The 9352-nt window shown below is 57.5% G+C and carries 12 protein-coding genes, 1 pseudogene and 1 riboswitch; of the genes and pseudogenes, 8 read left to right on the top strand and 5 right to left on the bottom strand.

The genetic code is table 11. The features are described 5' to 3' along the window. A pseudogene (locus E0L15_RS11685) lies at positions 1-330 on the top strand (YfcC family protein); the annotation flags it as partial. A gap of 38 nt (positions 331-368) precedes the next feature. Here E0L15_RS11685 and E0L15_RS11680 read toward each other — a convergent pair. Further along, a complete protein-coding gene (locus E0L15_RS11680; protein WP_168125723.1) occupies positions 369-845 on the bottom strand; it encodes an SLOG family protein in 477 nt (158 codons plus the stop codon). A 137-nt stretch (positions 846-982) separates the two neighbouring features. Here E0L15_RS11680 and E0L15_RS11675 point away from each other — a divergent pair, with 137 nt between their 5' ends. The 3 genes from E0L15_RS11675 (at position 983) to E0L15_RS11665 (ending at position 2081) form a co-directional block, all read left to right on the top strand. Then, on the top strand, positions 983-1291 hold the full coding sequence (locus E0L15_RS11675) for a helix-turn-helix transcriptional regulator (RefSeq protein ID WP_168125722.1): 309 nt from the start codon (positions 983-985) through the stop codon (positions 1289-1291). Positions 1292-1450: 159 nt separating this feature from the next. Continuing rightward, positions 1451-1789: a helix-turn-helix transcriptional regulator gene (locus tag E0L15_RS11670; RefSeq protein WP_087233108.1), complete on the top strand. Its 339-nt coding sequence runs from the start codon at positions 1451-1453 to the stop codon at positions 1787-1789. Positions 1790-1826: 37 nt separating this feature from the next. After that, entirely contained in the window at positions 1827-2081 is a 255-nt protein-coding gene (locus E0L15_RS11665) for a helix-turn-helix transcriptional regulator (RefSeq protein WP_168125721.1), read from the top strand. Between the two features lie 323 nt (positions 2082-2404). Here E0L15_RS11665 and E0L15_RS11660 read toward each other — a convergent pair whose 3' ends face one another. From E0L15_RS11660 to E0L15_RS11645, 4 genes are read right to left on the bottom strand one after another with little or no spacing between them, the layout of a single operon-like run. Next, positions 2405-3181, bottom strand: a complete 777-nt coding sequence (locus E0L15_RS11660; protein WP_168125720.1) for an ABC transporter permease — start codon at positions 3179-3181, stop codon at positions 2405-2407. After that, positions 3178-3804: an ATP-binding cassette domain-containing protein gene (locus tag E0L15_RS11655; RefSeq protein WP_168125719.1), complete on the bottom strand. Its 627-nt coding sequence runs from the start codon at positions 3802-3804 to the stop codon at positions 3178-3180. The genes E0L15_RS11660 and E0L15_RS11655 overlap by 4 nt, the downstream gene beginning before the upstream one ends. 13 nt (positions 3805-3817) lie before the next feature. Continuing rightward, entirely contained in the window at positions 3818-4486 is a 669-nt protein-coding gene (gene tsaA / locus E0L15_RS11650; protein ID WP_168125718.1) for a tRNA (N6-threonylcarbamoyladenosine(37)-N6)-methyltransferase TrmO, read from the bottom strand. A gap of 21 nt (positions 4487-4507) precedes the next feature. Further along, entirely contained in the window at positions 4508-5716 is a 1209-nt protein-coding gene (locus E0L15_RS11645; RefSeq protein ID WP_168125717.1) for a cation:proton antiporter, read from the bottom strand. Positions 5717-5769: 53 nt separating this feature from the next. Next, positions 5770-5842, bottom strand: a riboswitch (Fluoride riboswitch). Positions 5843-5948: 106 nt separating this feature from the next. On the opposite strand from E0L15_RS11645, the gene E0L15_RS11640 reads away from it, so the two are divergent. The 4 genes from E0L15_RS11640 to E0L15_RS11625 all read left to right on the top strand — a co-directional run. Beyond that, positions 5949-6626 (top strand): TIGR00266 family protein, encoded by a 678-nt coding sequence (locus E0L15_RS11640; RefSeq protein WP_087370099.1) that lies wholly within the window; start codon positions 5949-5951, stop codon positions 6624-6626. Positions 6627-6778: 152 nt separating this feature from the next. Beyond that, complete coding sequence (locus E0L15_RS11635) at positions 6779-7579, top strand: transporter substrate-binding domain-containing protein (RefSeq protein WP_168125716.1); 801 nt, start codon at positions 6779-6781, stop codon at positions 7577-7579. Between the two features lie 302 nt (positions 7580-7881). Beyond that, the gene (locus tag E0L15_RS11630; protein WP_168125715.1) at positions 7882-8553 is read left to right on the top strand and encodes an amino acid ABC transporter permease; all 672 of its coding nucleotides are present in this window, start codon (positions 7882-7884) and stop codon (positions 8551-8553) included. Between the two features lie 17 nt (positions 8554-8570). After that, the coding region (locus E0L15_RS11625) for an amino acid ABC transporter ATP-binding protein (protein ID WP_168125714.1) at positions 8571-9352 on the top strand (782 nt) is incomplete at its 3' end.

The following is a 9352-nucleotide window of genomic DNA, read 5'->3' as shown; positions in this document are numbered from 1 at the left end:
CCGCCGGCAGCGTCAGATGTGCATAAGAGCCGGCTTTTGTCCCTGCCCCTGTCCTTCCTCATCCCCTCCTCCTCGGGGCTGGCCACCCTGTCCATGCCCATTATGGCCCCTCTGGCGGACTTTGCGGGGGTGGGGCGGGAGGTGGTCATCACCGCCTTTCAGACTGCCTCGGGGCTTATCAACCTCATCACCCCCACCAGTGCGGTGGTGATGGGGGCCCTGGCCCTGGGCCATGTGCCCTATGGGGCGTTTTTAAAGTTCATCTGGAAGCTGTTGGCCATCCTGCTGGTGCTGTCCCTCATGTTCTTGGCTCTGGGGGCTCTGGCATAGAAAAAGCACACGCTGAGCGTTTCAGCGTGTGCTTTTTATCATGGTGTGTCCCCCAGGTTCACCACCTCCAGCCCCTGGGCCGTGGCATAGTCCACCGTGTACGCCGTCCCGCCCGTGGGCTGGGTGAGGTAGCTGATGCACAGACTGCTGTGGTCCACCAGATGGCGGTTGCGCACGTGCATACATCCCCGGTGGTACCCTTGGGACGTGTACACCACCTTGTCCGCCTGGGCCTTGATGGCCTCATAGGTCTGCTGCTGTTCTCTGCTCCACCGCTCTGCCTGAGACAGACAGGGCAGCACCAAAATGAGGCGGATGTGGGGGTGGTCTCTTTTCAACTCCAACACCGTCTGGGCCGCCAGCGTGTCAAATCCCAAGGCACCCCCCGCCCCAAAGTAGCGGTAGCCCCGGCCAATGGCATCCTCCACCGCCGCCCGCAGCCGCTGGGCCAGAGCTTCCAACTGCTGGGGCGGGATGGTACGGTGTCCGGTAAAACAAGCGGTCTGTTCTCTCATATCTCTCACATCTATTCTAATTATATATTAATTATTGTTTATCTAGTTATAGTAGTTACACGGGCGCAAATCAATGATTGAACTATATAATTTTTCCTATACCATATAGTACAATCATACAAAAGGTGGTGGAGACTGTGGAGAAAGAGGAATTTATCAAACGGCTGACCCAACTTCGGGTACAAAAAGGCGTGTCTGCCAGAGATATGAGTCTTTCCATCGGACAAAGTTCCGGATATATCAGCAACATCGAAAATGGTGTTAATTTGCCATCTATGGCGGCATTTTTCTACATCTGCGACTATCTGGGGATTTCCCCAAGGGACTTCTTCGACACCCAGACCACCGCCCCCTCCAAAGCCTCGGAGCTCTTGGAAGTGGCCAAAACCTTGGAGCCTGAACAGCTAGACCACCTCATTGCCCTGGCAAAAGGCTTACAGAGATAACTCCTTCTCGTATCACCCCATTTGTGAGCGGAAACACCCCCGCCTCACAAATGGGTTTTTACTTGTTCTATTATATCGCATTGTGGATTTAAGTCAACAACTTGCGCTTATAATTTTTCATCTTGTTGATATAATTTAACAATATGAGAAGGAGGTGAGATGGTGTCTGACAACGATTTGTGTTTGAAAGAAATTGGTCATCGCATCACAGAACGCCGCAAGCAGCTGGGTCTGACACAAGAAGCCCTGGCAGAAAAGGGCGATATGACCACTCAGTTTGTGTCCTATGCAGAGGCAGGCAAACGGGCCATGAGGCCGGAAAATCTTTTAAAAATCTCCTCTGCCCTGGGTGTCAGTGCGGATTACCTGCTCACAGGGGACGTAATTGACAAAGACCTCCTGTTGCTCTCCCGCAAGTTGGAAAAGCTTACGCCATCTCAGCTTCAACACATCGAAAATATCATTGATGAGTGCCTGCTTCTCTTTCATTCGAACTGAGTGCTGCTCCCATTTTCGTGGGCATGGTGATGATTACATGACGGAACAAGAATTTTCCCTGCGTTTAGCCAAACTCCGAACAGGCAAAGGCGTTTCCGCTCGTGATATGAGCCTATCCATGGGGCAAAATCCCGGCTACATCAATAACATTGAGACTGGAAAATCCATGCCTTCTCTCATTGGATTTTTTTATATCTGTGACTACTTGGGCATTACCCCCAAGGAGCTATTCGATACGGAGACACAGAATCCCACCAAAGCCTCTGAGCTATACACCATTGCAAAAGGGTAGTCTAACGAACAACTTGACCTCCTCATTGCCCTGGCCAAAGGCTTACAAAAGTAGTTAAAAACAGACGATACAATTTCCATTCTGTATCGTCTATTTTTATCCCCGCTTTGTGTCTTGTCCCCCGCTCCACAAATTACAAATGCAAAGTCAGTTTGTTTATTTTTTATAACTTTACAAAATATTTTGTTTAATTTAAAAATAAGCTAAATCATTTTGCTTAATTCTCATGATTTTGCAAAAACATTTTGCTAATCTTAGCTAGCTAGTTCAAAAACACCCAGAGTATACCGTACTTGCGGTATACTCTGGGTGTTTTAGCGTTTTTACAGTTGAATGATCTGCCGCTTCTTGTCGTACAGCGTCTTGCTGCCGAAGTACAGCGTGCCAAAACAGGCACAGGTGACGGCGGTACAGATGGCGATCATAATGGCGATCTGATAGAGGATGGAGGTCATGGGCAGGGTACCCGCCAGAATCTGGCCGGTCATCATCCCGGGCAGGGAGACAATGCCCATACCCACCATGGAGTTGAGGGTGGGCAGCATGGCGGTCTCCAGGGCCTGACGAACAAAGGGCAGCAAAATGTCCTCCGCCGAGGCCCCCACGCACACCAGGGCCTCAATCTTGCTGCGCTGGTCGTGGATGGACTCCCGGAAGGTCTTCACCCCCAGGGACACCCCGGTCATGGTGTTGCCCATGACCATGCCCCCGATGGGGATGACATATTGGGGGTTAAAGAGGCCCTCACCCACCACCACCGCCACAAAGTAGGCCAACACACACAGCCCCGCCCCGGCGATGGATAGCCCGGTGACCAGGCGGAACCGGGGATTCAAGTCCCGGTTCTTGCTCAGCACCCGGTGGATGGAAAAGCCCGTCATGGCCCCCAGGTAGGCCACCACAAACAGGGGGTGGGGGTGCTCAAAGATGTAGGTGAGGATGAGCCCCGCTAAAATGAGCTGCACCGTCATCTTCATGCTGGACACCACCAGCAGACGGGTCTGGTCGATGCGGCACACCCGCATCACCACCAGTACCACCAGAAGCAGCAGATAGATGAGCAAAAACTGTCCGATTTGCAGTTGAATAATCCCGTTCATTGCGCGCCTCCCACCTCAATCACCCGGTCGGCAAAGATCTCCACCAGCTTGGGGCTGTGGCAGACACACAGGGCGGTGAGCCCCTGCTGCTTGCAATGGTCCTTAATATTTGCCAGCACCTGCCGGGCGGTGGCCTCATCCAAGGCCGCCGTGGGCTCGTCCAGCAAGATCACATCGGTGGCCAGGGAGAGGAAAATAGCCAAAAACACCCGCTGCCGCTCTCCCCCGGACAGGGTGTCACAGGAGGTATCCACCGGGAAGTCCAGGCAGCAGCGGCGCAAAAACTCCGCCGCCCGCTCCCCGTCGATTCGCTGCTGCCGCCGGGCGTCGTAGTAGAAGTGGAAATTCTCCAAAATGGTGCCCGGAATGAGGTACACCGCCTGGGGCACCAGCAGCACTTGACGGCGATAGGGCAAGATCTGGTACTCCTCCAGGGGGATGCCCCGGTAGAAAATACAGCCCGGGTCGGCGGGAATGGACCCATTGAGCAGCCGCAGATAGGTGCTCTTCCCCGCCCCGCTGCGCCCGGTGACAAAGGCAAACTCCCCCTCCTCCACCCGAATATCAGGGTAGCGGAGGAAGTCCTGGAATGTTAGGGCTTCCGTGGTGCGTATCATGTCCATACCAGCGTCCCCCTCACCCGTGGATGTCCACGATGCGAGCTACGCCGTTGTCCACGGTGAAGTGCACCTCCAGCCCGCCAAAGCCGAAGCCGTACACCCGCTGGCTGTCCCGCTGGTAGGGGGGCCGGGGGTCCTGGGCCAGCACTCCAGCCAGGGCCTCCCGCTTCCCCTCGGGGATGAGGCAGAGCAGATGGGGTGGAATCTCCACCTTCAGCTTTTGCTCCGGGGCGTCCTGGGCAAAGCCCCCCACTGCCTCCGGGTGGCAGTCGGCATAGGGCACATAGGGCTTGATGTCATAGATGGGGGTGCCGTCCATGAGGTCCGCCCCCGCCACGTAAATCACCGGGCCCTGGGGCGTGTGCTCCTCCACCCCCACCAGCTCCACGCAGGACAGGCCGATGGGGTTGGGCCGGAAGGGGGACCGGGTGGCAAACACCCCCATACGGGCGTTGCCCCCCAGCCGGGGCGGGCGCACCGTGGGAGACCAGGGCTTGCCCACACACTGGGAGAACTCCCAGATGAGCCACAGGTGAGAGAAGCCGTCTAAGCCCCGCAGCGCCTCCGGGTTGCGATACTCCGGGGCAAAGACAATGGTGGCTTGCAGCTCACGCACCAGCCCCGCCTGGCGGGGTACGCCGAATTTACTGGTGAAATCCGTATGAATGTGGGCGATGGGTTCCATGAAAACACCTCGTTTGTACTCTTATTCTTCCAAGTTCTCCCGGGTCAGCAGCTTCCGGTAGGTGGCGTCCATCCCAATGGCCCCCAGGGGTGCGGTGATGAGGATGCCCAGCACCGCCACAGACAGCACGATCTGTCCGCAGGGCAGGCCCATGGCCAGGGGCACCGAGCCGATGGCGGCCTGCACCGTGGCCTTGGGCAGGTAGGCGATGACGCAGAACAGGCGCTCTTTGCGGGTGAGCTTGGTGCCCGCCACGCACAGACACACACCCACGGCCCGGAACACCAGGGCGCACAGAATCATGAGCACAGCAGCACCTCCGGCGCTCATGGTGTAGCGGATATCCACAGCGGCGCCCACCAACACGAAGAGGATGACCTCAGCGGCAATCCACAGCTTGCCGAACTTCTCAGACAGGCGCTTGGAGACAAAGGCAGGGCTCTTGATTTTCAGCACGCAGGCCATGCTCACCACGGCCAGCAGACCGGACACCGACACGATGCCCTCCAGCCAGGTCTCCACTGCCATGAGGGTGAAGGACACACCCAGGACGATGATGACCTTGGTGCTGTTGCGCACACAGTGCTGGTGGGCGTAGGCGGTCTCGAAAAAGCGGCTGAGGAGCCACCCCACCACAGCGCCCAGGGCCACGCCCAGGACGATGGACACGGGAATGTTGACAAAGTCCATAAGCTGGGGGTTGCCACCCTGGGCCATGCCGGTAAGGGTGGTAAAGAGGACGATGACAAAGATATCGTCACAGGAGGCTCCGGCCAGAATCATCTGGGGGATGCCCTTTTTGGTGCCGTACCCCGTCTCCATCAGCTGCACCATCCGGGGCACCACCACCGCCGGGGACACCGCCCCCAGCACGGCGCCCATGACGGCAGCCTCCATGATGTTGATGCCCAGCAGGTGGGGGGCCACCAGCACGTAGCCCAAAATCTCAAAGCTGGCAGGGACAAAGGACATCATCACCGCCGGACGGCCCACCTTTTTCAGGTCGGACAGGTTGAGCGACAGGCCCGCCTTGAGCAAGATGATGATGAGGGCCATCTGGCGCAATTCCGCCGAGATGGACAGAATGGACGGGTCCAGCCAATTGAGCACATAGGGGCCCACCACAATGCCGGTGATGAGCATACCGATGATGCGGGGCAGCTTGAGCTGCTGGACGATGGCCGCCATGGATAGGCCCACCAGGAATATGAGTGCCAGGGATGTTAACATGTTTGTTTCCTCCTTGCGGCCACAAAAAAAGCCAATGCCCCCTGTGACCAAAATAAATCACAGAAGTCATCAGCTGAACACAGCGGTTTCGGTTGCCCGTGGGAGAACTTCATTCCCACAGGAGATTATAGCCCACTTATCTGGGTTTGTAAAGGACTTTTTCTGCCCTTGACAGCCCCCTTGTCCCACAGGTATGATAATCATATCCTAGATACAAAAAGGGAGGGTTTCTATGAGATACGAAATTACCGGCGGTGCATTTCCCGTGGTCATCTGCCACTTGCAGGACCGGGAGCAAATGATCACCGAGCGGGGCTCCATGGTGTGGATGAGCCCCAACATGGCCATGGAGACCTCCGGGGGCGGTCTGGGCAAGATGTTTTCCCGGGCCTTCTCAGGAGAGAGCATGTTCCAGAACATCTACACCGCCCGGGGCCAGGGCATGATCGCCTTCGGCTCCAGCTTCCCCGGCAAGATCATGCCCCTGAACATCGGGCCCGGCCAGGAGATGATCTTGCAGAAAAACGCCTTCTTGGCCGCGGAGTCCACGGTGGACCTGTCCATCCACTTCAGCCGCAAGCTGGGGGCGGGCTTTTTCGGCGGCGAGGGCTTTATCATGCAGCGCCTGTCCGGGCGCGGGGTGGCCTTTGCGGAAATTGACGGCGAGCTCATCGAGTACGACCTGGCACCGGGGCAGCAAATCGTGGTGGACACCGGCAACGTGGCCGGCTTCTCCCCCACCGTCACCATGGACATCCAGCAGGTGCCCGGTCTGAAAAACAAGTTCCTGGGCGGCGAGGGTCTCTTCAACACCCTGCTCACCGGCCCCGGCAAAGTGTGGCTCCAGACCATGCCCATCTCCAATGTGGCCATGGCCATCCGCCCCTTCATCCCCACCGGCAACGGTTAATTTGTGTACATCTGTGCGTCCCCGGCGGAACTGTCCTTCCGCCGGGGACAACTTTTCTTTTTTACCTCTTTACATTATCTCATTACTGTGCTAAAATACCGTCACTGGCTCCTCCACCCACAGGAGGGCCCCGATGAGGAGGATATGAGGATATGAAACAGATGATTTCTCTGGCGCTGGCCCTGGCCATGGGGCTGAGCCTGGCCGCTTGCAGCGGAAAAGACGCGAAAAACACCGAACCCACCAGCGATTTGGCCTATGTCCAGGACAAGGGCACCCTGGTGGTGGGCATCACCGAGTTTGAGCCCATGGACTATCAGGACGAGAATGGCAACTGGGTGGGCTTTGACGCCGACATGGCCACCCTCTTTGCCGAGAGCCTGGGGGTGGAAGTGGAGTTCCAGCTCATCGACTGGGACAGCAAGATCATGGAGCTGGACGGCAAGACCATTGACGTGGCATGGAACGGCATGACCCTCACCGAGGACGTGAAGGAGGCCATGGAGTGCTCCAACCCCTACTTCAACAACGCCCAGGTGGTGGTGGTCAAGGCTGACCAGGCGGACAAGTACCAGACCGTGGACAGCATCAAGGACCTGAGCTTCTCCGTGGAAAGCGGGTCGGCAGGCATGGAGCAGGCGGAGGCCTACTCTCTCAACTACACCCCCGCCAAGAGTCAGGCCAACACTCTGCTGGAGGTGGCCTCCGGCACCTCGGATGCGGCCATCATCGACTATCTCATGGCCGTGGCCTCCACGGGCGAGGGCACCAGCTATGAAAATCTCACCTACACCGTGTCTCTGGCCGACGAGCAGTACGGCGTGGGCTTCCGCAAGGGCTCCGACCTGGCGGAAAAGCTCAACGAGTTCTTCGCTGAGAAGTACGCCGACGGCACCATGCAGAAGGTGGCGGAGAAGTACGGCATCGCCGAGAAATTGGTGGAACAGCCATAACACGGACACAACCGAAGGCAGAGCGGATGCTCTGCCTTCGGTCAGATCATGAAAAAGCAAATTCCATGTAAGATATTCAGATTATTTTGCAGGATCATAAGCCCTCGGCAGAGTTTTCCCGCCGAGGGGCGGGAAAATAAATTGAAATCTGTTTTTTCCGGGGACATGCGCATCGGAAAAAACACTTCTCAGCCCGCCAGTGTGGCCTTGGGTCGCCCTTTGACCCAAGGGTGCATGCAGCGGGCTGCACTTTCTCTCAAAAATGCAAGCATTTTTGAGAAGCATATTAAGGTGGTATTGACATGTTTGCAACCGTCATTGGAGCGCTGAACGAGGGCTTTGTCCAGACGCTCAAACTATTTTTCGTCACCCTATTGGGGGCGCTTCCCCTGGGATTAATCATCTGCTGGGGGTCCATGAACCGCTTTCCCCCCCTGCGGTGGCTGTGCCGGTTTGTGGTGTGGGTCATCCGGGGCACCCCGCTGATGCTCCAGCTGTTCGTCATCTTCTACGTCCCGGGCATGATTCCCGGTTTCGAAAACCCCTGGCCCGCTGGCGATTCCGGACGGTTTATCGCCGCCAGTGTCACCTTCATTCTCAACTACGCCTGTTACTTCTCGGAAATCTACCGAGGCGGCATTCAGGGTGTCCCCAAGGGACAGCAAGAGGCGGGGCAGGTACTGGGCATGACCAGGGGCCAGATTTTCTTCCACGTCACTCTGCTGCAAATGATCAAGCGCATCGTGCCCCCCATGTCCAACGAGGTCATCACCCTGTTAAAGGACACCGCTCTGGCCGGCGTCATCTCCCTGCAAGAGCTGCTGTGGGCCGGCGAGGCCTTCCTGAAAAGCTCCCACGGCTACCGTGGCCTGCTGTGGCCCCTGTTCTTCACCGGCGTGTACTACCTGGTCTTCAACGGCCTGCTCACCCTGCTGCTGGGTCGGCTGGAAAAGAAGCTGGACTATTTCTCCTGAAAAGGCGGGTGTGACATATGGCAATCTTAGAGGTAAATAACCTGGAAAAACACTTTGGGTCCACCCGGGTGCTGGAGGATATCAGCTTTGATTTGGAGAAGGGCAAGGCCCTGGCCATCATCGGCTCCTCGGGCAGCGGCAAGACCACCCTGCTGCGGTGCCTGAACTTCCTGGAGACCCCGGATCAGGGCACCATCTCGGTGGGAGGCAACGTCATCTTTGACGCCGCCAACCGCCGCAGCCAGACCGATGCCGAAATTCGCAAAAAACGCCTCCACTTCGGCATGGTGTTTCAGTCCTTCAACCTGTTTCCCCAGTATACAGCCCTGAAAAACGTGACCCTGGCCAAGGAGCTGCTGGCCCGGGAGCGGCCCGACTTCAAGGCCAACAAAAAGGCCATTTTGGAGGAGATTCAGCAGGAGGGCCTGGAACTGCTCACCAAAATGGGCCTGGAGCAGCGGGCAAGCCACTACCCCAGCCAGCTCTCCGGCGGCCAGCAGCAGCGGGTGGCCATCGCCCGAGCCCTGGCCCTGAAACCGGATATCCTGTGCTTTGACGAGCCCACCTCTGCCCTGGACCCGGAGCTCACCGGAGAGGTGTTGCGGGTCATCCGGGGCCTGGTGGAACAGAAGACCACCATGATCATCGTCACCCACGAGATGGCCTTCGCCCGGGACGTGGCCGACGAGGTGATGTTCATGGATGGGGGCCTCATTGTGGAGCGAGGCCCCGCCCGACAGGTCATCGAGAACCCCCAAGAGGAGCGCACCCGGCAGTTTTTGGCCGGATACACCCAAGA

The organism is Pseudoflavonifractor sp. SW1122 (assembly GCF_012027765.1).
In the GTDB taxonomy this organism is placed as follows: domain Bacteria; phylum Bacillota; class Clostridia; order Oscillospirales; family Oscillospiraceae; genus Enterenecus; species Enterenecus faecium.
The sequence above is the reverse complement of the archived record's forward strand: the minus strand, read 5'-3'. Positions and strand labels throughout refer to the sequence as shown.

Excerpts from the sequence above, each read along its gene's own strand:
- E0L15_RS11645 (WP_168125717.1), bottom strand. The coding sequence starts at position 5,716 with ATGTTAACATCCCTGGCACTCATATTCCTGGTGGGCCTATCCATGGCG.
- E0L15_RS11630 (WP_168125715.1), top strand. The coding sequence starts at position 7,882 with ATGTTTGCAACCGTCATTGGAGCGCTGAACGAGGGCTTTGTCCAGACG.
- E0L15_RS11640 (WP_087370099.1), top strand. The coding sequence starts at position 5,949 with ATGAGATACGAAATTACCGGCGGTGCATTTCCCGTGGTCATCTGCCAC.
- E0L15_RS11660 (WP_168125720.1), bottom strand. The coding sequence starts at position 3,181 with ATGAACGGGATTATTCAACTGCAAATCGGACAGTTTTTGCTCATCTAT.
- E0L15_RS11655 (WP_168125719.1), bottom strand. The coding sequence starts at position 3,804 with ATGGACATGATACGCACCACGGAAGCCCTAACATTCCAGGACTTCCTC.
- E0L15_RS11665 (WP_168125721.1), top strand. The coding sequence starts at position 1,827 with ATGACGGAACAAGAATTTTCCCTGCGTTTAGCCAAACTCCGAACAGGC.
- E0L15_RS11680 (WP_168125723.1), bottom strand. The coding sequence starts at position 845 with ATGAGAGAACAGACCGCTTGTTTTACCGGACACCGTACCATCCCGCCC.
- E0L15_RS11635 (WP_168125716.1), top strand. The coding sequence starts at position 6,779 with ATGAAACAGATGATTTCTCTGGCGCTGGCCCTGGCCATGGGGCTGAGC.
- tsaA (WP_168125718.1), bottom strand. The coding sequence starts at position 4,486 with ATGGAACCCATCGCCCACATTCATACGGATTTCACCAGTAAATTCGGC.
- E0L15_RS11670 (WP_087233108.1), top strand. The coding sequence starts at position 1,451 with ATGGTGTCTGACAACGATTTGTGTTTGAAAGAAATTGGTCATCGCATC.